At 60.4% G+C, this 25183-nt stretch carries 22 protein-coding genes; 10 read left to right on the top strand and 12 right to left on the bottom strand.

Annotation, left to right across the window (positions count from 1 at the left end):
- Positions 1-113 precede the first annotated feature (113 nt).
- From PAB09_RS01700 to PAB09_RS01670, 7 genes are all read right to left on the bottom strand, one after another.
- Positions 114-599: an aminotransferase gene (locus PAB09_RS01700; protein WP_271034377.1), complete on the bottom strand. Its 486-nt coding sequence runs from the start codon at positions 597-599 to the stop codon at positions 114-116.
- Complete coding sequence (locus PAB09_RS01695; protein ID WP_271034376.1) at positions 599-895, bottom strand: DUF2516 family protein; 297 nt, start codon at positions 893-895, stop codon at positions 599-601. Before PAB09_RS01695 ends, PAB09_RS01700 begins: the two co-directional genes overlap by 1 nt.
- A 16-nt stretch (positions 896-911) precedes the next feature.
- Positions 912-2204 carry a DUF445 domain-containing protein gene (locus tag PAB09_RS01690; RefSeq protein WP_442873685.1) on the bottom strand — a complete coding sequence of 431 codons (1293 nt, stop codon included), beginning with the start codon at positions 2202-2204 and terminating at the stop codon, positions 912-914.
- Between the two features lie 291 nt (positions 2205-2495).
- Complete coding sequence (locus PAB09_RS01685) at positions 2496-2840, bottom strand: hypothetical protein (RefSeq protein WP_271034374.1); 345 nt, start codon at positions 2838-2840, stop codon at positions 2496-2498.
- Positions 2841-2962: 122 nt separating this feature from the next.
- Positions 2963-3712, bottom strand: coding sequence for a succinate dehydrogenase/fumarate reductase iron-sulfur subunit (locus PAB09_RS01680; RefSeq protein ID WP_271034373.1), 750 nt, complete (start codon positions 3710-3712; stop codon positions 2963-2965).
- Complete coding sequence (locus tag PAB09_RS01675; RefSeq protein WP_271034372.1) at positions 3712-5727, bottom strand: fumarate reductase/succinate dehydrogenase flavoprotein subunit; 2016 nt, start codon at positions 5725-5727, stop codon at positions 3712-3714. Before PAB09_RS01675 ends, PAB09_RS01680 begins: the two co-directional genes overlap by 1 nt.
- A 30-nt stretch (positions 5728-5757) precedes the next feature.
- Complete coding sequence (locus tag PAB09_RS01670) at positions 5758-6519, bottom strand: succinate dehydrogenase cytochrome b subunit (protein ID WP_271034371.1); 762 nt, start codon at positions 6517-6519, stop codon at positions 5758-5760.
- 506 nt (positions 6520-7025) lie between these two features.
- On the opposite strand from PAB09_RS01670, the gene ramB reads away from it, so the two are divergent.
- Positions 7026-8450, top strand: a complete 1425-nt coding sequence (gene ramB, locus PAB09_RS01665) for an acetate metabolism transcriptional regulator RamB (RefSeq protein WP_271034370.1) — start codon at positions 7026-7028, stop codon at positions 8448-8450.
- A gap of 17 nt (positions 8451-8467) precedes the next feature.
- Here the strand turns inward: ramB and PAB09_RS01660 are convergent, their stop codons facing one another.
- The 3 genes from PAB09_RS01660 to PAB09_RS01650 form a co-directional block, all read right to left on the bottom strand.
- A complete protein-coding gene (locus tag PAB09_RS01660; protein WP_271034369.1) occupies positions 8468-8650 on the bottom strand; it encodes a DUF6767 domain-containing protein in 183 nt (60 codons plus the stop codon).
- Between the two features lie 269 nt (positions 8651-8919).
- Positions 8920-10335 carry a dihydrolipoyl dehydrogenase gene (gene lpdA, locus PAB09_RS01655; protein ID WP_271034368.1) on the bottom strand — a complete coding sequence of 472 codons (1416 nt, stop codon included), beginning with the start codon at positions 10333-10335 and terminating at the stop codon, positions 8920-8922.
- Between the two features lie 46 nt (positions 10336-10381).
- Entirely contained in the window at positions 10382-11266 is an 885-nt protein-coding gene (locus tag PAB09_RS01650) for a hypothetical protein (RefSeq protein WP_271034367.1), read from the bottom strand.
- A gap of 867 nt (positions 11267-12133) precedes the next feature.
- Here PAB09_RS01650 and PAB09_RS01645 point away from each other — a divergent pair.
- The 6 genes from PAB09_RS01645 to rfbA all read left to right on the top strand — a co-directional run bounded on the left by PAB09_RS01645 (position 12134) and on the right by rfbA (position 20517).
- Entirely contained in the window at positions 12134-14293 is a 2160-nt protein-coding gene (locus tag PAB09_RS01645; RefSeq protein ID WP_271035237.1) for a prolyl oligopeptidase family serine peptidase, read from the top strand.
- Between the two features lie 108 nt (positions 14294-14401).
- Positions 14402-15778, top strand: coding sequence for a M1 family metallopeptidase (locus PAB09_RS01640; protein WP_271034366.1), 1377 nt, complete (start codon positions 14402-14404; stop codon positions 15776-15778).
- Positions 15779-15787: 9 nt separating this feature from the next.
- Positions 15788-17023, top strand: coding sequence for a hypothetical protein (locus PAB09_RS01635; protein ID WP_333780188.1), 1236 nt, complete (start codon positions 15788-15790; stop codon positions 17021-17023).
- Positions 17024-17135: 112 nt separating this feature from the next.
- Positions 17136-18134, top strand: coding sequence for a dTDP-glucose 4,6-dehydratase (rfbB, locus tag PAB09_RS01630; protein WP_271035236.1), 999 nt, complete (start codon positions 17136-17138; stop codon positions 18132-18134).
- 53 nt (positions 18135-18187) lie between these two features.
- Positions 18188-19585 (top strand): bifunctional dTDP-4-dehydrorhamnose 3,5-epimerase family protein/NAD(P)-dependent oxidoreductase, encoded by a 1398-nt coding sequence (locus PAB09_RS01625; RefSeq protein WP_271035235.1) that lies wholly within the window; start codon positions 18188-18190, stop codon positions 19583-19585.
- Between the two features lie 65 nt (positions 19586-19650).
- Positions 19651-20517 (top strand): glucose-1-phosphate thymidylyltransferase RfbA, encoded by an 867-nt coding sequence (rfbA, locus tag PAB09_RS01620; RefSeq protein ID WP_271034364.1) that lies wholly within the window; start codon positions 19651-19653, stop codon positions 20515-20517.
- A 16-nt stretch (positions 20518-20533) separates the two neighbouring features.
- Here the strand turns inward: rfbA and PAB09_RS01615 are convergent, their stop codons facing one another.
- Positions 20534-21553 (bottom strand): glycosyltransferase family 2 protein, encoded by a 1020-nt coding sequence (locus tag PAB09_RS01615; protein WP_271034363.1) that lies wholly within the window; start codon positions 21551-21553, stop codon positions 20534-20536.
- Positions 21554-21695: 142 nt separating this feature from the next.
- Between PAB09_RS01615 and PAB09_RS01610 the strand changes: the two genes are divergently transcribed.
- From PAB09_RS01610 to PAB09_RS01600, 3 genes are all read left to right on the top strand, one after another.
- Positions 21696-22442 carry a glycosyltransferase family 2 protein gene (locus tag PAB09_RS01610; RefSeq protein WP_271034362.1) on the top strand — a complete coding sequence of 249 codons (747 nt, stop codon included), beginning with the start codon at positions 21696-21698 and terminating at the stop codon, positions 22440-22442.
- Between the two features lie 45 nt (positions 22443-22487).
- Positions 22488-22826, top strand: coding sequence for a DUF2304 domain-containing protein (locus tag PAB09_RS01605; RefSeq protein ID WP_442873726.1), 339 nt, complete (start codon positions 22488-22490; stop codon positions 22824-22826).
- A 237-nt stretch (positions 22827-23063) separates the two neighbouring features.
- Positions 23064-24713, top strand: coding sequence for an AMP-binding protein (locus PAB09_RS01600; protein ID WP_442873684.1), 1650 nt, complete (start codon positions 23064-23066; stop codon positions 24711-24713).
- Between the two features lie 15 nt (positions 24714-24728).
- On the opposite strand, the gene PAB09_RS01595 is transcribed toward PAB09_RS01600, so the two are convergent.
- Positions 24729-25172 carry an arsenate-mycothiol transferase ArsC gene (locus PAB09_RS01595; protein WP_271034360.1) on the bottom strand — a complete coding sequence of 148 codons (444 nt, stop codon included), beginning with the start codon at positions 25170-25172 and terminating at the stop codon, positions 24729-24731.
- Positions 25173-25183 lie beyond the last annotated feature (11 nt).

Here is a 25183-nt window from a genome sequence, read left to right as displayed (position 1 = left end):
CGAAAGGCGCACCATACAGGGTGGGTTTTGCTGTGCCGTGATCACAACGAACTTCTTGAACAAAGAACATAAAGGAATGCCATAAAGGAATGCACAGTTCCCAGCGGCAACGGCTAGGGACGCTCATCCTTCGCCGTGGAATCAATGAGCTTCATTGTGGGCAGCGCATGATGGCTGGTGCCCACCAGGTAATCGAAGCCGCAGCGCGCGGCCTGCGCGATGGCCTGATCGCGCATGGTCTCGGCACAATGCTGCTCATCGAGGAATACCCCCAACTTCGCCGGGTGCGGCACGGCCTCTCGAATGGCGATGAGCTCGGACATGTAGGCGTTGGTGCCTACCAGCGCGAAGTCGGGTACTACGGTGACATACTCCGCCCCAAACTGCACCGCGAGCCTCGCCTCCGCGGCCTTGACCAGCGTGTGGTGCTTTCCGGTTGGATAACCACTCCACGTCGCCACAGCCACCTCGTCCTTGATTGCATGGAGCAAAGAGGGCTCGACACAAATGCCGTGGTCTTGCTCGATGGCGGCCGCCACCCCCGCAGCGACGGTGGCGGCATCGGCCAGGGGATCGTCGATAAGCAAGAAGTCGCGCACTAGTGCCACCCGTAATTGCCGCTGAGAATGTCCTTGATCTGGGGGCGAACATCAAACCAGTACAGGCCGATGATCACGATGCCGATCCACGAAAGGAATGGGAAATTCAAGTACAAAACCAGCGAGGATAGCGCAAGGATTGATACCCAAATCCACTTGTTCTGGCGATCAGCTGCCTCAAAGGCATCATCGCGAGTAAGGGCAGCCATCACCGCACCGGCCAGGCCACAGAGAACTAGCACGAAGGTGCCGATAGTTATAGCCCAGTGGAGGATGCCAAGAATCGAAATCGTCATGTTCTTCTTTCGTTGATCAGCCAAACAGCACGTAGGAAACAGTGTAAATGGCAAGACCGGCAAGCGCGCCGACGACCGTGCCGTTTAAGCGAATGTACTGCAGGTCCTTGCCCACCATCAGCTCAATCTTGTCGCTGGCCTCATCGGCGTCCCAGCGCTCGATGGTCTCGGAAATAATCGAGGTGACCTCACCAGCATAGTTATCCGCCAAGAAGGCGGCAGTGCCCGTGATGCGCTTATCCAACGCCTCCCGCAGCTCGTGATCCTCCTGGATCCGCTGCCCCCACTGCAAACACAGCTCAGTTATCTTATTTCGCAGGACAGAATCCGGGTTCTCCGCCGACTCGATGATGGCATCGCTTGCCTGCGACCACACCGTCTTCGCGGCATCTTGGACCGGCTTGGAACCCATCACGTCATGCTTGATGTCCTCGACGCGCTGGATCATCGTCGGATCATATTGCAAGTCTTGGGAGAATTGGTAGATAAACCGGCGCACCGCCTGCCGGGCCTCGTGGTTGCGATCCGCAGCCACCTGGCCGGTCCACGTCACCAGCTCCCGATAGACCTTGTCGCCGACAAGCTCGTTGATGAACTTCGGGGCCCACGTTGGCGCGCGCTCATCTAAGATCCGGACGATGAGATCCTCCGATTCCATCGCCTTGCGGTTAAGCCATTGGATGAGCTGCTCCACGATGGGCTCGGCTTGCCCCTCCGCAATCAACTGGTCGAGGGTGCGCCCCAAGGGCGGACCCCACGCGGGCTCGGCGAGTTTGTCGATCATCGCCGTGCGAATCACCGCCTCCGCGTCGCGCGGATCCAATGCCCGGGTTGCGTTGGCCACTAACTTGCCCGCCTCTCGGGACACCTTCTTGGCGTTGTCCTCCACCACCATCCACTCGCCGATGCGCTCGGGCACCTTGGCCTTAGAAACCTTCTCCGTGATCAACTCGGCGTTGAGGAAGTTCTCGCCAACGAAGCCACTCAAGGCCTCCCCGACCTGATCCTTCTTGCGGCGGATGATGGCGGTGTGCGGAATCTTAAGCCCCATCGGGTAGCGAAACAGCGCCGTGACGGCGAACCAGTCCGCGAGGCCGCCGACCATGCCTGCCTCCGCTGCCGCACGCACGAAACCGACCCAAGCACCAGCGTTGCCGGTGGACTCATACCAACGGCACACGAGGAAGATAATAGCCGCAACGATGAGCAGGCCCGTAGCGATCGTTTTATGGACGCGCAGTGCTTGCCGCCGCTGCGCCTCCACCTCAGGGCTTGGACCAGGCACAGCTAGCGTAGACACCCCATACATCCTTTGCTTTTCGGAAAGACGTGAACTATGTATTCAACGCCTAAAGTACAGTTAAGTTCCACACCTCCGGCGATTGCCTCACAAACGAAGGCTAAAATCCCAGCACCCAGGCGAGATTCCAGAAGCGCAACGCCACCAAGAGCGTGATCAACGTCGACAGCGTGATCAGCACTATCCGCAAGCGTGAATCATTTCGCATGTCTCCTCCTAGAGGCTCATTTTTCATTATGAAAGCGGGGGCCTCACACATTGTATGTGCGAAGCCCCCGCGTGTGGAGGTGTCTCAAGACCTTAGTTAACGCGACCAGTCTCAGCGCGGTACTGGCGGTATGCGGAACGACCTGAGTGGACCATACCGAAGCCGCCAATCAGGAGGGCAACCGCGAACACAGCACCGATGGTTGCGTACAGCGACCAGTTCTCCTGAGAACCAACGCCACCTGCTGCGATACCGAAGATCAGGGTACCGAAACCAGCCAGCGAAGCCAGGATCATGCCCATGCCGAGCCACGTCGAGGTGCGCTGCAAGGAAGAATGCGGCGCCCACAGGCTGCTGGGATCGTAGCCGTCGATGTAGTGAGGACGGTTGGTGAAGACGGGGTAACCCGCGGTGGTGCTCACGGTGCTCTTAGACATGAGACTTGACGTACCTTTCTTAGAAAGTGTCGTGGGGAATGCTACTTCCACAAATGGTCACTAAGACTTCTTGATAGTCTAGCGCAATGATCGGGCTACACAATCCCGATCATCAGCCTTTTTTAGTGATCCTTAGCGGAGAAGAATGCCCGCGCGCGCTCCTTGTTGATCGCGGCAACAGCGGTCAGCGGAATGCCGGCCGGGCAGACATCAGCGCACTCGCCGTAGAGCGAGCAGTGACCGAAGTTGGTCTCCAGCTCGTCGACCATCTTGCGGGCGCGACGTCCACGCTCCTCCTTGCCCAGCGGCATGAGGGACAGGTGAACCAGCTTGGCACCGGTGAACAGGTGCGCTGCACCGTTCGGGCAGGCAGCCACGCAGGCGCCACAGCCGATGCAGGCGGCGTGGTCGAGGGCGAGCTCGGCGGTCTGGTGGTTCATGTGCAAGGTGTCGGCGTCCGGTGCGGTACCGGCATTGAGGGAGACGTAGCCACCCTGCTGCATCACGCGGTCCAGCGCGGAGCGGTCAACGACCATGTCCTTGATGACCGGGAAAGCAGCCGAGCGCAGCGGCTCGATCTTTAAGGTGGAGCCGTCAGCCACGTTGAGCAGGCGCTGCTGGCAGGCAGGCTTGTTCTGCTCGAGGCCGTGTGGGCGACCGTTGACCATGAGGCCGCAGGTACCACAGATGCCCTCGCGGCAGTCGGAAGCGAATGCGAAAGGCTCCTTGCCCTCCTCGATCAGACCCGTGTTGACGTGGTCCAGCAGTTCGAGGATGGACATCTGAGCGACGGCGTCCTCGACGGTGATCGACTCGAAGTGGCCCTCGGTAGTCGGCCCGGCCTGACGCCAGATTTCAAGATGCAGTTTCATTACTTGTAATTCCTTGTCATCAGCGGGATCGAATCGAACACGAGCGGCTCGGCGTGGCGGATGAACTCACCCTCAGCCTTGCCTGGCTCCCAAGCGGAGACGAAGCACCAGTTGTCATCGTCACGCTCGGCCTCGCCGTCCTCGGAGAGGTGGTCATCGCGGAAGTGAGCACCACAAGACTCGTCGCGGTCGAGAGCATCGACGCACATGAGCTCGCCCAAGTCGATGTAGTCAGCAACGCGGTTGGCGTATTCGAGCACCTGGTTCATCTCGTCCTTGGTACCGGTGATGCGCAGGTTTGCCCAGAAGTCCTTGCGCAGGGCGCGGATCTTCTCGATACCGGTCTTGAGGTCCTCGATGTTGCGAGCAACACCGCAGGAGAAGTACAGGATCTCGCCGAGCTGGCGGTGGTAGTACTCCGGGCCGTGCGGGTTGTCGCCCTTGATGTTCATCAACTTGTCGATGCGTGCCTGCGCGCGAGCCAGAGCGGCCTTTGCCTCAGGAGCATCTGCCGGCAGTGCATCCTCACCGAGGTGGTTTGCCAGGTAGTTCGGGATGGTGAACGGCAGGGTGAACCAGCCATCAACGGATGCGGACAGCAGGGAGTTAGCGCCCAGACGGTTCGCGCCGTGGTAGGTCCAAGAGCACTCGCCGGCAGCGAACAGACCTGGGATGGAGGTCATCTCGTTAAAGTCGGTCCACAGACCACCCATGGTGAAGTGGCAGGTCGGAGCAATACGCATCGGAGCCTTGTAGGGATCCTCACCGATAGCCTCTTCGTACATCTGGAAGAGGTTGGAGTAACGCTCACGAATGGTGGCCTCGCCGAGGCGCTGGATTGCGTCGCGGAAGTCCAGGTATGCGGCGTTGTGCAGCGGTCCAACACCCAGACCCTTGTTGATCTGCTGGGAGATGGCGCGGGATGCAACGTCGCGAGGAACGAGGTTACCGAAGGCAGGGTAACGACGCTCGAGGAAGTAGTCGCGCTCCTCCTCCGGAATGGTGTTCGGGTCGCGGTCGTCGTTAGGCACGATCGGGGACCAGATGCGTCCGTCGTTACGCAGCGACTCAGACATCAGAATGGTCTTGGACTGCCACTCAGCGTTAACCGGCAGGCCGGTCGGGTGGAACTGGATGAACGACGGGGAGGCAAAGTATGCACCCTGCTCGTATGCACGCATCACGGCGGAGGCGTTGGAGTTCTTTGCCAGAGTGGACATGTGGTAGACGTTGCCGTAACCACCGGTAGCCAGGATCACCGCGTGACCGGTGTGAGCGGTCAGCTCACCGGTGATCAGGTTACGCATGATCAGGCCCTCGCAGCGCTTCTCGCCGTTCTTCTCGGTGACGATGAGATCAACCATCTCGTTGTGAGTGAAGATCTCGACAGCACCCAGGTGAATCTGGCGCTGCAGCGAGGAAGCGGTGGACAGCTGAAGCTGCTGACCCGTCTGGCCACGGGTGTAGTAGGTACGGGAGACCTGCACACCACCGAAGGAACGGGTAGCCAAGGCGCCGCCGTACTCACGTGCGAATGGAGCGCCGATGGCGTTCATGTGGTCGATCACGCGGACGGACTCATAAGCCAAGCGCCAGCAGTCGGATTCACGGCAGCGGTAGTCGCCGCCCTTGACGGTGTCCTTGACGTGGCGGTATGCGCCGTCGTTGTCGACCTTCTTGCCACGAGCGGAGTTAACGCCACCCTGTGCGGCGATGGAGTGCGCACGGCGCGGAGCATCGTGGTAGGTGAAGACCTTGACGTTGTAGCCAAGCTCGCCGAGGGCTGCAGCGGCAGCGCCACCGGAAAGGCCGGTACCTACGACCAGCACCTTGAACTTGCGACGGTTCAGCGGGGAGACCAGGTTCATGTGGTCCTTCTGGTACTCCCACATGTCCTTCATTGGGACGCCATGAGGCTCATTGGACTCCAGCACGGTTCCAGGAACAACGCCCGGGACGATGGATGCTGGGTGGTTGAACTCAGGGCGAGTAACGGTTTGAGAGTGAGTGCTCATTAAATGTTTACCTTTTCGTCCTATCGACTCTTAACCAATCCAGCCAAAGGCGATGGAGAGCGGAATCGAAATGTTGCCGATCATGACGAGGGCCGGGATAACGTAGGCACATCCGAGCAGGAATGCGCGCCAGCGCTTACCGGTAATACCCAGGTCAGAGCAAGCCAGCCAGATACCGTGAGACAGGTGCAGGAACAGCACCAGCATTGCGATCACGTAGAAGATGGTGACCGGCCAGCGGCTGAAGCTTGCGATCATGTTGGCGTACACCTCGCCGTGGACGAAGGAGTCCGATGCGGCCGGTGCCACACCCATGGTCAGATCCAGGATGTGGAAGATGATGAAAGCCAGCAAGACAATACCGGTAACCAGCATGGTCTTCGTGGTGAAGGAGTTCATGCCGCCAATCAGGTTGGTGCGGCGGAACTTACCACGGGACTGGTGGGAACGTCCGGTCAACGCGAATGCGCCGTAAATGTGCAGGACAATACATGCCAGCAGGACGATACGGAAGATCCAGATGAACCAGCCGTGTGGAACGAGCGGGTACAGAATGTCTTTCTGCAGCCACTCAGCATAGGAATCGATAGGGGCGGTTCCATCCTCGTAGAAAGGAAGGAAAATCTTCAGGTTACCAACCATGTGGAAGACCACGAAGAGCGCAAAGATAAGGCCGGTGACGGCCATTGTCAGCTTCAGGGCCCAGGTTGGGTACTTTGGCCGCTCGCGTAGCGGCTTTTCAGTGATTTTGCCGTGAGCGATGGCGTCACGGTCGATGTTATTTACAGTCATGGCACCTCCAGTGTCGGCTTTACTTTATTAGGAAATTTGCCCGGCAAACCACTTAGCGCAGGGTGCAGTGATCTACCTCACACCCATTAGATTCCGGCGATGAGCTGCGGTTTAGGTTAGCCTTATCTTTTTCGTCCGATCGACAAGCTCTCGCTATAGCCCTCTACCGGCATATTTTCACCGAGCGTTAAGTGACAATTTCAATCATGCGAATTTCGCAACATTTTGTGTTGCTAATTTGCAGTACACCATTTCGGGGTGAGACCTAAGTTTCAGCGAAACGAGACGTTTGAAAAAGTCCCAAGTTTCACACGCACCCCAGTAACTCCCACATTTACCAGCCATTGCGCAAGCCTTTCGCACTACTTGTGCCTGAGGCCACGTGTTTCAGTGTTGGCCAACACTTATCCCATCCCCGTGCCATTTGGCACACATAATCCAATTTTGCGAACAGGTTTTGCGAATACCCTCGCATTCGTGACGACAGTCACGTTAGACTTCTGCACATGGGAAGAACGTATGTTGGATCACGCCTGCGTCAGTTGCGCCGCGAGCGTGACCTCAGCCAGGCCAGCTTGGCCGCAACGCTGGGTTTATCTGCCAGCTATGTCAATCAGATAGAGCACGATGTGCGCCCGCTAACGCTTGCCGTGCTCAATAAGATCACCGAGGCCTTCGGCGTCGACGCCACCTTCTTCTCCCGCGATGATGATTCCCGACTTTTGGCGGAAATCCAGGACGTTGCCCTCGACCGGGAGTTGTGCCCTACCCCCTTCGAATTGCACGAACTCAATGAGATGGTGCAAAACCATCCGGATATCGCCCGGGTCATGGTGGACATGCACCGGCGCTACCGCAACGTTCGCGACAAGCTGTCGGTAGCTACCGACGTACGCCACACCGGCACCGATTCTGGTGGTACCGTCGCGCAGGCGTTGTCCATGCCCCACGATGAGGTCCGGGACTTCTTCTATGCCCGCCAGAACTACCTCGACGATATCGACCGGCGCGCCGAGGAGATCTCCCAGGAACTCGGTGTGGGGGTCTTTGCCGTCCGTGCGACCGAGGAGGCACTCACCCAGCGTCTAGCGCTGGCTCACGGCATTCGCGTCCAAACCGGGGCAGACATCGGCAACCGCCTGCACGTACTCGATCACGACACCAAGGTGTTGACCCTGTCTTCGCGCCTGATTGCCGGCCAGCGCGCCTTCCGCCTGGCGGCCGAGCTGAGTTACCTTGAGGTCGGCCCACTCATGGAGGCGGCCGTGGACGACGGGCACTTCAACACCTCCGAGGCGCGCACCTTGGCGTTGCGCGGTGTGGCCAGCTACTTCGCCGCGGCCGTCATGCTGCCTTATGAAATGTTCCATTACGAGGCCGAGCGCAACGGTTATGACATCGAGTACCTATGCCTGATGTTCGGCGTCGGCTACGAGACGCTGTGCCACCGCTTATCGACGTTGCAGCGCCCGAACCTGCGCGGCATCCCTTTCACGTTCGTCCGCGTCGACCGCGCGGGAAATATGTCCAAGCGCCAGTCGGCAACCGGCTTTCATGTCACCCATTCGGGCGGTACCTGCCCGCTGTGGAATGTCTATGACACCTTCACCAATCCCGGCACGATCCAACGCCAGCTCTCGCAGATGCCCGATGGGCGCAACTACCTGTGGATCGCCCGCACGGTGCGCCACCACCAGGGTCGCTTCGGCGAGACCGGCAAGCTTTTTGCCATCGGCCTCGGCTGCGAGGCCCGCCACGCAGAGCGCACGGTCTATGCCGAGGGGCTCAATCTTGAGGATCTCTCCACCGCTACGCCGATCGGTCCCGGATGCCGAATCTGCTCCCGCGAGAACTGCGCCCAGCGCGCCTTCCCCTCGATCAACCGCACCATCACCATCGATGCGCACAGCTCCAACGTTGCGCCTTATTAAGGGCGACAGCCGAGTCCCTAGCCGCGCTTGTTGGCTTGTTCCGCCTTCTTGTTCGCGATCATCTCGGCCCGCAACTCCGCGAGGTCGGGATCTTCGCGCACGAGGGCAACAAGCTGGCAATCCTGCGGGCCATGTGCACCAGGAACGCACAGGGTGCACGGTTCACCGAACCTGATGGGGCATTTGGCATCAACATGCATATCCCCCATGTTAGCCACCCGCCCTCCGCAGCCGGCGCCACTCAAGGAGTCCATCGGGAAATCACCCTTCGATCGCCATCGAAAAAACATCGATAAGCTGCGAGCATGCACCCAATGAGATTATGCTGACAGATCCGCTTTCTGCGACGAAGAAATCGATGGCGCGGTGGCCGTCGGAAAGCAAAAAGCAACCGCCCCTCGCCACTATCGCGACGAAAAGACGGTTGCTACTCACAGGCTGCAGAAGGCCTAGGCCTTCCAAGCTTGTCTTAGAAGTTGATCATGTGTCCCATGATGCCCTCGGCTGCTTCCTTCATTGCCTCCGACAGGGTCGGGTGCGTGTGGATGTTGCGGCCGATCTCCTCAGCGGTGAGGTCGAAGCGTTGTGCCAGGGTCAGCTCCGGCAGCAGCTCGGAGACACCGGCACCGACCATGTGGGCACCGATGAGCTCGCCGAACTCGCCGTCGGCGACGATCTTGACGAAGCCAGCGGACTCGGCCAGGCCCTGGGCCTTGCCGTTGGCGGAGAACGGGAAGGTGGCGACCTTGATCTCGCGATCCGGGAACTTGGCCTTGGCCTGCTCCTCGGTGTAGCCGAAGGAGGCGACCTGCGGGTTGCAGAAGGTCGCACGCGGCATGTTCATGTAGTCACCGAGCAGCTGCGTCTCAGCACCCGCGATCACCTCAGCGGCGACCACGCCCTGGGCCTCGGCCACGTGGGCGAGCTGCAGCTTGGCGGTGACGTCGCCGATGGCGTAGATGTGCGGGACGTTGGTGCGCATCTCATCGTCAATGGCGATGGCGCCGCGCTCGGTGAGAGCAACGCCGGTGTTTTCCAGGCCGTAGCCTTCCACGCGCGGCGCGAAGCCGATGGAGACCATGACGCGGTCTGCCTTGATGGTCTCAGACTTGGAGCCGTCCTTGGACTCGACGTCGACCTCGACACCAGCAGCGCCACCGAGGTCGCGGATGGCGGTGGTCTTGTGGCCGGTCAAAAGCTTCACGCCCAGCTTCTTGTACTGCTTGGCGATCTCCTTGGAGACGTCTGCATCCTCGTTCGGCAGGACGCGATCCATGAACTCGACGATGGTGATGTCTACGCCGTAGTTGGACAACACGTAGGCAAACTCCATTCCGATGGCGCCAGCACCCACGATGACCATGGACTTCGGCGCCTCGTTGTTGAGGATCTGCTCCTCGAAGGAGACGATGTTCCCGCCGATGGTCACGCCCGGCAGGGAGCGCACGACGGAGCCGGTGGCGATGATGCAGTTGTCGAAGGTGACGGTCTTGCCGGCATCCTTGCCCTCAGTAATCTGGATGGTGTGGGCGTCGGTGAAGGTACCGAAACCATCGATCTCGGTAATCTTGTTCTTCTTCATCAGGAAGTGAACGCCCTTGACGATGCCCTCGGACACCTTGCGGGAACGGGCGTGGGCGATACCGAAGTCGAAGGAGACATCGCCGGTGATGCCGAAGGTCTTTGCTTCGTGGTTAAAGATGTGGGCGACCTCGGCGTTCTTCAGCAGCGCCTTGGAGGGGATGCAGCCCACGTTGAGGCACACACCGCCCCAGTACTGCTTCTCAACTACAGCAACCTTCAGGCCAAGCTGGGCTGCGCGAATGGCGGAGACGTAGCCGCCAGGGCCAGCTCCGAGTACTACTACGTCATAATGTTCAGTCACGCAACCAAGAATAGTGAAATATCCCCTAACTTGTCGCCTTTTGCCCCTATTCGCGGAAGGTCAGCCCACCGTGGTCGTCGACAAGCGAAACGAAGAAGGGATCGCGAAACTCCCACAGCTCCACCAGCGCGCCGATGGCGTCGATGAGCGCTTGGTCTTCTAGGCCGCTGACCTGCGCGGCAAGCCGGTACAAGGAGTGCTCGGCCTCAGGGTGCTGCGCGATCCACGCCCAGACCAAATCGGCGGTGTTGACAAAGCGGGTGGTTTGTTTGTCGGGCTTGTCCGCATCCGCCAGCAGCGAGGCAGCGTGGCGGGCGGATTCGAAAGCACGAATCGATGCTAATGCCTGCTCGCTTGCGCCGACGAGCTGATAGTAGAACTGCTGCGCCGGGAAGTAGTCCCCGAAGTCCACCTTCGAGGCATCGCCGCCGCTGACTGCAACCAGCAAGCAGTCGAGGTAGTACTCCCAGCCCGGCCCGATCTGGTCCACCATGGCCAGGTCCTGCTCGCCAAGCGCATGTACCAGGCTCACCTGCGACCGAGCGGGCGCGCCTGCGGCCTGCCCGGTCAGCTCCTCGACTTCCACGCCGAGATCCCAGGCGAAGTACCCCTTGCCGCGTACCCGGTAGGACTTCCCCGGAGCGCAGGATACAACCTCCATGACCATCGCGGGCGCGCCCTCCTCGGCGATCATGGTGACGCTGACCTCGCCCAATGGACCGTCTTCGCCGCTTCCCGGCGCGCGCAGCTGTCCCTCCCACGGCCCGTACCAGGCGGCCATCTTCTCCGATTCGGTCACGGCCGCCCAGGCATCGGTGGCCGACAGGGGCAGCTGCCTTGAGATAACCAGCTGGTTTCCCTCCCGGATAGCGCCACTCGGCGCGCTGGGTACTCGCGCGCCGCCACCTGAATTTTGTGCCGTATCGGCCATTGCCAACCTTCCTTAAAGTACGTCCTTGCGAAAGCTCGTGTGTGGCGTTGCCCGCAACCGCTGAGGAAGCTTACAGTTGCTTGTCGCAGGTTGCAGGCGCTTGCGCCCGTTTACGTTGCCTACAGTTATTGCATCACGATTGCTCGCTGCAGTGCGCCGTAGCTTGCCCTTGCTTGCCGTTGCTTGCTGCAGCGCGCAGTTACTTGCCATTGCCTGCTGGCTTAGCTTGACCGCCAGTGCCCGCCCTTGCCTTATCTTGCTTCCTGCTGCTCACTGTACCTGGGCACCGCGCGCAGGCCCGATAACGCCAACAACCGACACCATGTCCCCCGCACACAGGTGCTGCTTTGAAGGGGAATTGGTGCCGGTTGCGGTCTAAAATTTCTTGCTTTCCGACGGCCACCGCGCGCAGTCGTCGAGCGCGCTGGCCTATCAGCAACGTTTAGAAAATGCCCAGGACGGAGGAAAGAGTGGAGGTAGCGGAAGAACCGGCGTGAATGAAGGTGCCAAGGACATTGTTGATTGCCACGAGGATCTGCTCAAAAATCTGTTCCATGAGAGTATTCCTTTTCTTCCGCTACGTTAAAGCAGCGGAGGTAGGTCTGCTGGGTTTCTAATGAATATCCGAAATGGACTCTACTTCAGTAGAACGTTACCCGGCCACCAAGCGTTACATCTGTCCCAGCAATGCCCCGCACCGCCCGGGGTTGAGGCAGTTGTGTCGATGAGTATTATCGGCGGGCTGGTCAGCGGAATTGGACTCACCCTGTGGCCTAAACCCACAGGTCACCAACAGCTACAATCGTGTGGGTGAGCGCGCAACACCCGAAATCAAGCCCAGATACAGCCACAAGGCCAGACCAGTTCCTGCTGGAGGTCGAGGACCCGCAGGCGGTCGGGTGGGCCAAGCAACGCTCGGACATCACAGCCCGCTTCGTCGACCACACGGTGCGCGCACGTATCGAAGCAGGCCTCAACACCCCAGGGCGCATCCCCTATGTGACACGGCGCGGGGATTATTTGTACAACTTCTGGCGCGATGAGTCTCACCCCCGCGGGCTGTGGCGAAGGACCACCCTGGAGCAGTATCTGGCACCGGAAACGGTGCAATGGGAGGTGCTGGTGGACGTCGATAAGCTTGCCGCTGATGACGGATGCGACTGGGTGTGGAAGGGCGCGCACGTGCGCGAACACGCCTTCGACCGGGCGCTGCTGCGCCTGTCCCGCGGCGGCGCGGACGCGGTGGTGATCAGGGAATTCGACTTGGAAGCAAAGCGCTTCGTAGGGACCGACCTCACGGCAACGTTGGAGGATGTGGCGCCGGAGATGGCCCCGGCGACAGGGCGGGAAGCGGCGCTGGGGACGTCGGAAAGCCCCTTTAACGTGGCGGAGGGAAAGACCCAGATTAGCTGGGTGGACCGGGACACTGTGCTCATCGGCACGGACTTTGGCCCGGGAAGTCTCACCACCGCCGGCTACCCGGCGCGCGCCCACCTATGGCGGCGCGGGCAGTCGCTGGAAGACAGCGAGGAATTCTTTGCCGGAAAGCCGGACGATCTCGCGGTTTCGGCATGGGCGCTAAACCAACCCGGCTACGAAAGAATCTTCGTGCGCCGCACCATCGACTTCTACCGGGCGCGCACCTTCGTCCACACCCCGCTGGGCCTACAGATCCTCGAGGTCCCCGAGGACGCGGAGGTGTTCTTCGACCGCAACTGGATGTTTATTATCCCGCGCACACCGTTTGCTGGCATCGCAGCCGGTGGCCTCGGCGTCATTGACCTCGACGACTTCCTCGGAGGCGCACGCGAGTTTGCCACGATCTTTCACCCCACGCCCACCACCAGCCTGCAGGATGTGTCGCTGTCGAAGTCGCATCTTTTGCTCACCGTCCTCGACAACGTGGCAACCACCATCTTTAGCGTGCCGCTTACAGCCCTTGCGCAAGGCGAATGCACCCCCCTGCCCCTGCCCGCCCTCGCCACCGCCCGGGTGGTCTCAACCAGCACCGACAGCGATGAGGTCTGGTTGGGCGCAAGCTCCTTTACGCAACCAGACACCCTCTACCGTTGGGAGGCGGGCGACCCGCACAGCCTGCGCGAGGTGGCCGCGGCCCCTGCGCTGTTCGATGCCGGCGGCATGACAACCCGCCAACACTGGGCAACCTCGGCCGACGGGACGAAGATCCCCTACTTCATCACCGGGCGTTTCGACGACAACCCGCACCCCTGCCTGGTCAGCGCCTACGGAGGCTTCGAGGTATCTTTGCTGCCGAGCCACTCCTTCATCCGCGGCATGTGGATGGAGCAGGGCAACTACCTGGTGCAGGCCAACCTGCGCGGCGGCGGGGAATTCGGGCCCAGCTGGCACGAGCAGGTCATAGGTGACAACCGCATCAAGGTCTACGAGGACCATGCCGCCGTCCTTGCCGACATCGCCGCCCGCGGCTATGCCACCGCCAGCCAGATCGTGGTGCGCGGCGGCTCCAACGGCGGATTGTTGACCTCGGTGGCCCTTACCCGCTACCCGGAGTTGATCGGCGCGGCGGTCATCCAGGTGCCGCTGACGGACATGCTGCGCTACCACACCTGGTCGGCCGGCGCCTCCTGGATGGCGGAATACGGCGATCCCGACGGCGCGCAGCGTAAGGTGCTGGCCTCCTATTCGCCGCTGCACAACATCGCCCTCGCGCCGGGCAGTCCTGCCGCCCTCGATGCCGCAGGTGGTGCGGCGATCTCGCTCATCGACGACGTCGTGCCCGCGCGCGACGACACCGGAGCAGGATTCGCGATCAAGGCCTATCCCCCGGTGCTGGTGACCACCTCAACCAGGGATGATCGCGTCCACCCGGCGCACGCCCGGCTTTTTTGCCTGGGGCTTGAAAGAGCCGGGCAATCAGTGGATTATTACGAAAACTCCTCCGGCGGGCATGCCGGGGCTGCCGATAACGCACAGGTCGCCTTCATGGAGGCGCTGGTAGCCGGGTGGATCAACGCTGCGCTCGCGCAAGGCTGCGACCATCCTTGACGGCTCCAGCAAGAGGCAGCAAGAGATTGCAGGTGCGACCCTCTGCCCTCAGGCCGTGCAAATAAAGAAAAAGAACGTGACGCAGTAAGTGCAGTAAGTTATGAAGCGATGAAATCTCTCAGGCTCCGCAAGACCCCCATCCCCGGCACCCGCGATTCCTACACCGGAATCGACTTCAACCTGGGCTACCACATCAGGCACTACAACCTGCAGCTGGATTACAAGGTGGGCCCCAATCACCTCAAGGCCCAGGCGAGATTGTCGATGGACAACTACTTAGAGCTTGGCCACCTCACCTTGGACCTGGCCAACAGCCTGCGGGTGAGCGCGGTGACCGCGCGCGCCGTGGGCGTGACCAAGGTGTCCGTCGCCCGTTTTCGCCACTCCGGCGGCAAGCTGCGCATCAGCTTTGAAGAGCCGATCCCGGTGGATCAGGAATTTGAGCTTACCATCTCCTACCAGGGCAATCCCCGCCCGGTGCGCTCCGAATGGGGCACCATCGGCTGGGAGGAGTTGAGCAACGGTTCGCTGGTGGCCAGCCAGCCCTGCGGGGCGCATAGCTGGTTTCCTTGCGATGACACCCCGGATGAGAAGGCCACCTACGAGTTTCACATTACCGCCGACTCTCCCTACACGGTCGTCGCCAACGGACTATTGCAGGCAAAGACGGTGAAGGGCTCGCGCACCACCTGGGATTATCTCGCGGAATCCCCCATGAGCTCCTACCTGGCCACCGTGCAGGTAGGACAATATCGCCGAATTGAATTGGCCAAGGCACCCACCCCGATCATCGCCTACGTGCCGCCGGCGGTGATCCCGGGGTTTAACAACGACTTCGCCGATCAGGCTCAGATGCTTGAGCTATACACCCAGCTTTTTGGCGCCTACCCTTTTAGCCAGTACACGGTGGTCGTCACCGAGGACGAGCTGGAAATCCCGCTGGAGGCGCAAGGGCTGTCCATCTTCGGCGCCAACCACGCCAAGGGCGACAAGGACTGGGAGCGGCTCATCGCCCACGAGCTGTCCCACCAGTGGTTCGGCAACTCGCTCGGCCTTGCGCAGTGGGATGACATCTGGCTCAACGAGGGTTTCGCCTGCTACTCGGAGTGGCTGTGGTTTGAGCACTCCGCGGGCAAGCATGCCTCCATCTCGGCCAAGCAACACTATGACGTGCTTGCCTCCAAGCCGCAGGATCTGCTCTTGGCCAATCCGGGGCCCAAGGACATGTTCGATGACCGCGTGTACAAACGCGGGGCGCTGACCGTGCATGCGCTGCGCGTTCTGCTCGGCGATGAGGCCTTCTTCGGCATGATTCGCCGCTATGTAGCCAATGGCCGCCACTGCGTCGTCGAGCCCGTGGATCTGCGCCGGGAGGCCGTGCGCGCCGCGGAGGAGGCGGGCGTTGGCGTCGGGAAGCTAGATGACCTGTGGAACGCCTGGCTACAACAGACCGCCCTGCCGCCGTTTCCCACCGCGGAGGCCTAAGTGAAGTACATGTCCGTGGCCACGATCATCGCCGGCATTTCCGGCTTCGTGGTCATCATCGTTGCCGCCCGCGCCTTCGGCTCTGATCTGCGCATGGCGGAGGATTTCACCGCCTACTGGGGTTTGTTTTTCGCCGGCACCGGCATCCTCACCGGCCTGACCCAGGAGACCACCCGCGCGGTGGCCTCCCACGTGACGGTTACCTCCGATGGCCCCGCCGACAGGCACCCTGCCCCCGCACGAGAAGTAGCCAAGGCCCGCCCTTTTCGCCTGTCCTTCCTCATCGGGCTGGTCACCATCGCCGTGTTCGCCGCCACCGGCTTTGCGTGGGCACCACGTGTGACCAGCGACTACCACATTGAGGGCGTGGTGTTGTTATCGCTTGGCTTGGGAAGTTACGCCGTCCAGGCCACCATTTCCGGCTTGCTGTCTGGGCATCAGCTCTGGCGACACTACGCCGCACTGATCACCCTGGACACAGCCTCGCGCATGGTGGTTTCGGTCATCGCCTGGGCGGTTGGCTGGAAGCTTCTCGCGTTCATGGTGGTCACCGTCATGGGGGCTGTGAGTTGGCTGCTCATCGTGGCGTGTTCACCGGCGCTGCGCTCGGTATTGCATTCGCTTGCCGACGTCCCTACCCGCGCCTTTGTGGCTCGCGCAGGCACGGCGATGGCGGCCTCCGGCGCTACCGCCATCCTCATCACCGGCTTTCCGACGATCGTGCGCTTGACGCACCCAGATACCTCCGCGGAGGCCATCACCGCCGCCTCGGTCATCTACGCGGTCACGCTGACCCGCGCGCCCATCCTCGTGCCCCTGCAGCAATTCCAGTCCGCACTCATCGTGCGCTTTGTGGAACACCGCTCCGTCCGTGCACTCGTGGGCCCGATGGGCATCGTCTGGGCCGTGGGCATCATCGGCGCGGTCGCCGCGGCGGCTGTAGGCCCCTGGCTTATGCCCACCATCTTGGGCCCGGATTATCAGGCGCCCTGGTGGCTGCTGGGTCTGTTGACCCTCGGCGCCGCCTGCACCGCATCACTGATGGTCACCGGCGCGGCCACGGTGGCGATGGAGGCACACGGGCTTTATCTGCTCGGCTGGGTGGTGGCCACTATCTTTGCCGTCACGGTCCTAGCCTCTCCCCTTTCCTTGGCCACCTCCGCCTGGCTGGCACTAACCGCGGGCCCGTTGCTGGGTCTGCTCGTCCACGGCATCGGCATCACGGTCGCCTCGAGGAACACCTGACTCAACTCCCGGGAATAGCATGCCACTGCGGTCGACGCGGATTACTCGCTAACTCCAAGGTGTGGAAGCGCCCGCCCTGGGCCTGCACCCCGTAATGTTGATTCTTATGAAGATGCTTGTTACTGGTGGTGCCGGTTTTATCGGGGCTAATTTTGTTCGTCGTACTGTTGCTACTCGTCCGGAGTATGAGGTGACGGTGTTGGATAAGTTGACGTATGCGGGTAATCGGGCGAATTTGGCTGGTGTGGATGCTCGGTTGGTTGTTGGGGATATTGCGGATGCTGCGCTGGTGGATGGGTTGGTTGCAGATGCGGATGTGGTGGTTCATTTTGCGGCGGAGTCGCATAATGATAATTCGTTGAGGGATCCGTGGCCGTTTGTGCATACCAATCTGATCGGCACGTATACGTTGCTGGAGGCGGTGCGTAAGCATGGTAAGCGTTTTCATCATGTGTCGACGGATGAGGTGTTCGGTGATTTGGAGTTAGATGATCCGAACCGTTTTACGGAAACGACTGCGTATAATCCTTCGTCGCCGTATTCGGCGACGAAGGCGGGAAGCGACCATTTGGTGCGGGCGTGGATTCGTTCGTTTGGTATTGAGGCGACGATTTCGAATTGTTCGAATAATTACGGCCCGTATCAGCATATTGAGAAGTTTATTCCGCGGCAGATTACGAATATTTTGTCGGGTATTTCGCCGAAGTTGTATGGCACGGGTGAGCAGGTGCGCGACTGGATTCATGTTGATGACCATAACGACGCAATTCATCTCATCTTGGACAAGGGGGCGTTGGGTGAGACTTATATCATTGGTGCGGACAACGACCATGTCAATAACAAACAGGTCATTTCGTTGATTTGTGAGTTGATGGGTTTGGGCCCGGATGCGTATGAGCATGTCAATGATCGACCTGGTCATGATATGCGGTATGCGATGGATTCGACGAAGTTGCGTACGCAGTTGGGGTGGGAGCCGAGGTTTACTGATAATGAGACTGGTATGCGTGAGGGTTTGGAGCAGACTATTGCGTGGTATCGGGATAATCAGGCGTGGTGGGCTGCGTTGAAGCAGCAGGTGGAGGCGCGTTACGCGCAGCAGGGGCAGTAGGTCGCGGTCGTTTCGTTTTTTGGAGGATGTCGGTGGTTGCTTTTTCTAAGCCTTTGGCTGTCAAGGATTCGCCTATTGCGGGGTTGAAGGTCATTGATTTGTCGGTGTTTGGTGATAATCGTGGCTGGTTTAAGGAGAATTGGCAGCGGGAGAAGCTTGTTGCGTTGGGGTTGGATGATTTCGGCCCGGTGCAGAACAATATTTCTTTTAATGCCCAGGCTGGGGTGACTCGTGGTTTGCATGCGGAGCCGTGGGATAAGTTCATTTCGGTTGCTTCGGGTTCGGTGTTTGGTGCGTGGTGTGATCTGCGTTCGGGTTCTGCTACCTATGGGCAGGTTTTTACGACGGTGATTACCCCGGATGTGGCGGTGTTTGTGCCGCGGGGTGTGGCCAATGGTTTCCAGGCGTTGGAGCCTACGGCGTATACGTATTTGGTCAATGATCATTGGTCGGCGGATGCGCAGTATTCGTTTGTCAATCTTGCTGACCCGGCGTTGGGGATTGCGTGGCCGATTCCGCTGGATGAGGCGGAGTTGTCAGATAAGGATAAGCAGCATCCTGTGCTTGCGGATGCCGTCCCGGTGGCGGCGAAGAAGGTGTTGATTATTGGTGCCGATGGGCAGCTGGGTACTGCTTTGTCGGCATTGTTGCCGGATGCTGAGGTCTCCACGAGTGCGGATCTGGATCTGACAGCCGGTTATGAGGTGTTGAGGGATAATCGCAGGTGGGCGGATTACGCCACGATTATTAACGCTGCCGCGTATACGGCGGTGGATCAGGCTGAGACCACGGAGGGCAAGAAGCTGGCGTGGGCTGTCAACGCTGGTGGTGTTGCTGCCTTAGCGCGGATTGCCACCGAGTTTCGGATCACGTTGGTGCATGTTTCTAGTGAGTATGTCTTCGACGGCAGTGCGCCCGTGCACACTGAACAGGAGGCTTTGTCCCCGCTGGGGGTCTATGGACAGACGAAGGCCGCTGGTGATATCGCAGCGGCGAGCACCCCGAAGCACTATATTGTGCGCACCAGCTGGGTGGTCGGTGAAGGAAACAACTTCGTTCGTACCATGGTCAACCTTGCCCACAAGGGTGTATCGCCAGCAGTCGTCGATGACCAGGTAGGCCGGTTGACGTTTACCCAGGATCTGGCTGCCGGTATCACACACCTCCTGGATACGCAGGCACCTTTTGGTACTTACAACCTTTCCAACACCGGCGATGTCGTCTCCTGGGCGCAGGTAGCCAAGCTGTGCTACCAGTACGCGGGGCATGATCCGGCGATGGTGTCGACGACGACTACCGCCGAGTACTTCGCGGGTAAGGATAATATCTCCCCACGTCCGCTTCGTTCGGAGTTGGATCTTTCCAAGATCACCGCTGCTGGTTTTCACCCACGCGACTGGCGCGATGTGCTGCCTGATTACATCGCAGGTTACCTCGCCCAGTTGGCGTAGGCGTCGTTGTTGTTTTTGTCTGGTTGTTTCCCCCTTTTTTTGTCTTCAATAAGGATGTGCGCTTCATGAAGGGCATCATTTTGGCCGGTGGCTCCGGCACTCGGTTGTATCCGATTACTCGTGGTATCTCGAAGCAGTTGATGCCGATTTATGACAAGCCGATGATCTATTACCCGTTGACGACGTTGATCAAGGCAGGCATCCGGGAGATTTTGGTGATCACCACCCCGGAGGATCAGTACGGGTTCCAGCGTTTGTTAGGCGATGGCTCCCAATGGGGTCTCGCGTTGTCGTATGCGGTGCAGCCATCACCGGACGGGTTGGCGCAGGCGTTTATCATCGGTGAGGATTTCATCGGAGACGATGATGTGGCTTTGGTGTTAGGCGATAACATCTTTGATGGTCGTTCCCTAGGGCGGGCGTTAAAGCAGTGCCGTGACCCGAAGGGTGGGACGGTGTTCGCCTATGAGGTCGCCGACCCGCAGCGTTATGGTGTGGTGGCTTTCGACAAGGACGGGCTCGCCACCAGCATTGAGGAAAAACCAGTCGACCCGAAGTCCAACTTCGCGGTGGTGGGGTTGTATTTCTACGACAATTCCGTCGTGGAGATCGCGAAGTCGATCACCCCGTCGGCGCGCGGCGAGCTGGAGATCACCAGCATCAACGAGGCCTACCTCAACCAAGGCGCGCTGAACGTGCAGCGCCTTGCCCGCGGAGACGTGTGGCTTGATACCGGCACGATCGACTCCATGAGCGAAGCCTCAGCCTACGTCGAAGTCATACAAAAACGCACCGGAATCCTCATCGGCTCACCCGAAATCGCCGCCTGGCAAGAAGGATTCATCACCGATGAACAACTCCGCCAACTAGGCGAGCGGTTGAAGAAGTCCGGCTACGGCACCTACCTCATGCGCGCACTTGCCGCACGATAGGCGCGCTTGCCGCGTCCTACTTCACCAGCTTGAGAATCACCGCGCCTAGCTGGTAGTAGGCGCGGTATATCTTTTGCACCAGCACCGCGTCCTGCAGGCCGAGATTGGGGTTGTCGAGCTGCCAGCTCATCAAAGAGTAGAACTCCGGGGCGCTCAACCGGCGCGTGCGCGCGGCACGGGCGCGCATGCGCCGAATCTGGGGGATGGCCTTGATGAGCAGCGTCGCCGAGCGCACCTTAAGTCCTAGGCGATGCTGCTTTGCCGCGATCGCCCACAGGCCCACGCCCACGCCAAGCAGCTGCGGGGCTAGGACCGCGAGGACCAGAGCAGGCCACGTCGCCAAGGCAAACATCAGGCGATTGCGCTCAATGTAAATCCACTTGTAGTCGCCCTTGCCGTAGTCATAATTGTGGTTGACGAAGGCCTCGTGCACGAGCGCGATCGAGCCTCCAGCCAACTGCAGACGGGCACAAAAGTCAAGGTCTTCGTGGTACATGAAGTATTCCTCGCTCATGCCGCCGATCTCATTGAACCAGGAGCGCTTGACCGCAAGGCAGGCGCCGGAGGCCGCAGAAATCCGGCTGACCCCAGCCTCAAAGTCGGGGGAGGTGTCAAGCCCATTGACCCAACTGAGCCCGGAGATGTGCAGCGCATTGCCTGCGGAGTTCACCTTGCCGGAGTCTCCCAACAGAAGATAGGGCATCCACGCGGCATAGTCAGAGTCCCCCATCGCCCGCATGGAGTCGAACAGGTTCGGGTCCTTGATCTGGGTATCCGGGTTAAGAAAGAAGATAATGTCGGTGTCTAGCCGGGCCGCTCCCACGTTGCAACCGGCGGCGAAGCCACCGTTGTCGTGCTCTACCACCTGGATGCGGTCATCGTCGAAAAGCACGGTCTGCGCGAAGCGCCACGGCTTCTTGTTATCCACGATGACCACGCGGTCCCCCCCTTTCAACTGGGGGAGGAAAGAGTGTACAAGCTTTTCCACGTCGGCCTCGTGGCCATAAGAGACGATGACTACTCCAAGTGTGTTCACCGCTTCGAGTTTAGCGCGCCCCTTCCGGCCCAACCGGCGGCTGTCGGTTATGACCCACCCCACCGGGCAGGGGCAGGTACTACTTGGGCCTTCGGCGTGCCTTTGCGGCTTATTAATGGCGTGGAATAGGGTTTAAGTCATCATGGATACATCTGCTGCCACCCCCTCGTCGCCGGACCCGGAAGCCACCCCTCGTCCGGGGGATTTTTCGGACACCTGGCTGATCATCCCTTGCTATAACGAGGGTACGGTCATCCGCGAGGTCATCGAGAACGCCAGGAAGACGTTTCCCAACATCGTCGCGGTCAACGACGGCTCCGCCGACGCCTCTGCTGCGGAAATTCACGCCGCTGGCGCCCACCTGGTTAATCACCCTGTCAACCTCGGCCAAGGCGCGGCAATCCAGACCGGCGTCGAGTACGCCCGCAAGCAGCCAGGGGCGAAGTACTTTTGTACCTTCGACGCCGACGGCCAGCACCAGGTCAAGGACGTGGTCCGCATGATCGAACGGCTGCGCAGTGAGCCCCTAGACATCGTGGTGGGCACCCGATTCGGCCGCCCGCGCGCGGCCGACGACCAGGTGCCGCTTATTAAACGCATCGTATTAAAGACCGTGGTCATGCTCTCCCCGACCACCCGCAAGTTGGGGCTCTCGGACGCCCACAACGGCCTGCGCGTGTTCAACTCCACCGTAGCCAATGGGATGAACCTCCGCATGAACGGTATGAGCCACGCCTCGGAGATAGTCTCACTGATCGCAGACAAAGGGTGGCGGGTGTCGGAAGAGCCCGTGGATATCCTTTACACCGAGTACTCCATGAGCAAGGGACAGTCACTCATCAACGGCGTCAACATCCTGGCGGACGGCCTGCTGGCCAAGCGCATCTAGGGACATCTTTAGGAAGAATTGGGACTTACATCAGTGGAAAAGATCATCATCCAGAGCCTGCTATTGCTAGCGACCTCCGCGCTTGCTGTGTACTTCGTGGCCAACCGTCGCAAGGCGCGTGCCAAGGCGGGGGTGAAGATCGGCTTCGTGGTCTTCATCATCGTCTGCATCGTCTCGGTGCTGCGCCCCGAGGCCCTGACAACCGTGGCCAACTTCCTCGGCGTGGATCGGGGAACGGACCTGCTGCTTTATGCGCTCGTCGTCGCGTTCATGTTCACCACGGTCAGCTCCTATATCCGCTTCCGCGAGCAGGAGCTGCGTTATGCCAGGCTCGCCCGGGCGGTCGCGTTGCAATCGCCGGTCAGGCCAGAGGATGACCTCTGATGTGTGTTTCCCCGCTTCTCACGGCGGGGATTTCCTTTTTTTAGTAACGCTTGCGCCCTGTAGTTTTATATACCAAACGGATTTTTGCCTTCATGCACCCTGCCCAATTGTCACTTGTTCACGCCCGCAAGTAGGAAATAGTCAGGCAGATCCCAGCAGGCTCACTTCTTGCTGCTAGGGATGCAGGGTAGCAATGACTGAAGGCACCCATCGTTATTTTCAAGGAGAGTTTTCCCCGTGCGCTATACCCGTTTCGCCCATTCCTTTGCCTCCACCGCCATAGATCTGGCCAAGCTCGTGCCAGCATTCCACAACGCGGGTCTGTTGAGCACGGAGGGATCGGTGAAAGCGGCCGTGCGCCTGCCGGAGGTGCTCGCGCGCTATCGGTTTACCACCGCCCGCGAAGTGGAACAGGGCTACAACGTCTGCCCGAAACGCATCGCCATCATCGACGATGCCGGCGAGCTCACCTACGAGCAGCTACGCAACAACTCACACACCATCGCCCGCTATTTCCTCTCTCTGGGAATCGAGGACCTGCGCGTGGGCATCATGGCGCGCAACTCCCGCGGCATTGTCTACCCGCTGGCGGCCAAGGGCTATGCGGGGGCGGGCGTGTACCTGCTCAACATCGGTTCCTCCACCGAGCAGCTTGTAGGCTGCATCAACCGCGATGGCATCAACGTGTTGGTCATCGACGAGGAATTCCTCGACCGACTGCCGGAAGACACCGGCAATCTGCACGTGATCGTGGGCTTCCGCGAAACCACCGCCCATGAGCGCGCGACGGAATTTACGTCCCTCGATGAGATCCTCCACTCCTGGGCGCGCACCCCGCAAGCGGCGAAGGTGAAACTGCCCCTGTTCCCCGCACACGGGCCCGTCGTGCTCATGAGCTCCGGCACCACCGGCACCCCGAAGGGCGTGGTGCGCCCGGAGCCGGTGATTCCGGCCGTGGTGGCCAGCCTGCTGGGTCATGTTCCGTGGCGGGCGAATATGCGCCTGCAGCTGACCGCCTCCATCTTCCACACCTGGGGTTGGGGCTGTTTGAATATCGCCTTGGCCGGGCGCTCGACGATTTCCATGCACCGCATCTTCAACCCGGCCCAGATCATGGCCGACATCGAAAGCCAGAAGCTTGAGGGCATGTTCTCCTCGCCGATCTTCCTCAAGGAAATGGTGGATCTGCCGGGGGATACCTCATCGCTGAAGTTCATCATCTCCTCCGGTCATGCGCTCTCGCCGTGGCTGGTGGAGGCGGTCCACAAGCGTTTCGGGAAGATCCTGTGCAACCTTTATGGCTCCACTGAGATTTCTGCTGCGGCGATCGCGGGAATGGACGATCTCGTGGAATCGCCTACGGTGGCCGGCCATATCTGCGTGGGAACCGACCTTGTGATCCTTGACGAGCAGGACCGCCCCGCACCCCGCGGTGAGATCGGCCGCATCTTCTGTGCGAACTCCACCACCTTGAGTGGCTATACCGATCCCTCCATCCCGATGAACACCTACGGGCACATGGTCCAGATCGGCGACCGCGGTTTTCTCGACGAGGCGGGCCGCCTGCACGTCATGGGTCGCGCGGATGACATGATCATCGTCGGCGGCGAAAACGTTTTCCCCCGTTCGGTGGAGGAGGTCTTGGAGCCGATGCCGGGTGTGAAGGACATCTTCGCAACCGGCGTGGAGGATTCGAAGATGTTTTCCCGCGTCGCGGTGTGGGTGGTGCGCGCGAAGGACAGCGCGGGCAAAGCACTGGATGAGCACAAGGTCCGCGACTGGGTGCTTCACCGCCTGGCCGAGCACTCCGTCCCGCGCGACGTGCACTTCGTCGATTCCCTGCCGCGCAATGCCACCGGCAAGGTGGTCAAGGCCAAGCTCGGCTAACGTGCTTGCCGACGCCTAACGGTGCGCCTGCGTCACCTCCGCGATGAGCGCCTGGACCCGGGAGTCAATATCCTCGCGGATGATCCGCATCCTTTCCATGCCTTCGATTCCTCGCAAGGAGGGCTCGTCGGTGACCCAGCGGGTGACCTGCCACCCGGCGGCCTCCAGCTCGCTGGTGTCCGCCTCGGCGCCGATGACCACGATCTGGTCGACCTGGGAAAGCAGCTCGTCGCTGATCCCCTGCGGCTGCTCATCGGACATGTTCCCGCCGACCTCGGCGATCGCGGCCGCCGACTCCTGGTTGACCGGCTGGCCGAGGGCGGGGTTGGTGCCCGCCGAGTAGGCCCGGATCAAGCCCTGGCCACGCAGGCGCGCCAGGGCCGCCGCCATCTGCGACTTGCCCTTATTGCGCACGCACACAAACAGTACGCCTGGGGTTTCGGATTTTACTTCTGACATGGGTTTTCCCT

This window comes from Corynebacterium sp. SCR221107 (assembly GCF_027886475.1).
In the GTDB taxonomy this organism is placed as follows: domain Bacteria; phylum Actinomycetota; class Actinomycetes; order Mycobacteriales; family Mycobacteriaceae; genus Corynebacterium.
Note: the sequence above shows the minus strand (reverse complement) of the source record. Positions and strands in the feature narration are given on the sequence as shown.

Bases quoted from the DNA above. Each gene is read 5' to 3' on its own strand.
- PAB09_RS01695 (WP_271034376.1), bottom strand. From the start codon at position 895: ATGACGATTTCGATTCTTGGCATCCTCCACTGGGCTATAACTATCGGC.
- PAB09_RS01690 (WP_442873685.1), bottom strand. From the start codon at position 2,204: ATGTATGGGGTGTCTACGCTAGCTGTGCCTGGTCCAAGCCCTGAGGTG.
- PAB09_RS01685 (WP_271034374.1), bottom strand. From the start codon at position 2,840: ATGTCTAAGAGCACCGTGAGCACCACCGCGGGTTACCCCGTCTTCACC.
- PAB09_RS01680 (WP_271034373.1), bottom strand. From the start codon at position 3,712: ATGAAACTGCATCTTGAAATCTGGCGTCAGGCCGGGCCGACTACCGAG.
- PAB09_RS01675 (WP_271034372.1), bottom strand. From the start codon at position 5,727: ATGAGCACTCACTCTCAAACCGTTACTCGCCCTGAGTTCAACCACCCA.
- PAB09_RS01670 (WP_271034371.1), bottom strand. From the start codon at position 6,519: ATGACTGTAAATAACATCGACCGTGACGCCATCGCTCACGGCAAAATC.
- ramB (WP_271034370.1), top strand. From the start codon at position 7,026: ATGGGAAGAACGTATGTTGGATCACGCCTGCGTCAGTTGCGCCGCGAG.
- PAB09_RS01660 (WP_271034369.1), bottom strand. From the start codon at position 8,650: ATGCATGTTGATGCCAAATGCCCCATCAGGTTCGGTGAACCGTGCACC.
- PAB09_RS01650 (WP_271034367.1), bottom strand. From the start codon at position 11,266: ATGGCCGATACGGCACAAAATTCAGGTGGCGGCGCGCGAGTACCCAGC.
- PAB09_RS01640 (WP_271034366.1), top strand. From the start codon at position 14,402: ATGAAATCTCTCAGGCTCCGCAAGACCCCCATCCCCGGCACCCGCGAT.
- PAB09_RS01635 (WP_333780188.1), top strand. From the start codon at position 15,788: ATGTCCGTGGCCACGATCATCGCCGGCATTTCCGGCTTCGTGGTCATC.
- rfbB (WP_271035236.1), top strand. From the start codon at position 17,136: ATGCTTGTTACTGGTGGTGCCGGTTTTATCGGGGCTAATTTTGTTCGT.
- rfbA (WP_271034364.1), top strand. From the start codon at position 19,651: ATGAAGGGCATCATTTTGGCCGGTGGCTCCGGCACTCGGTTGTATCCG.
- PAB09_RS01610 (WP_271034362.1), top strand. From the start codon at position 21,696: ATGGATACATCTGCTGCCACCCCCTCGTCGCCGGACCCGGAAGCCACC.
- PAB09_RS01595 (WP_271034360.1), bottom strand. From the start codon at position 25,172: ATGTCAGAAGTAAAATCCGAAACCCCAGGCGTACTGTTTGTGTGCGTG.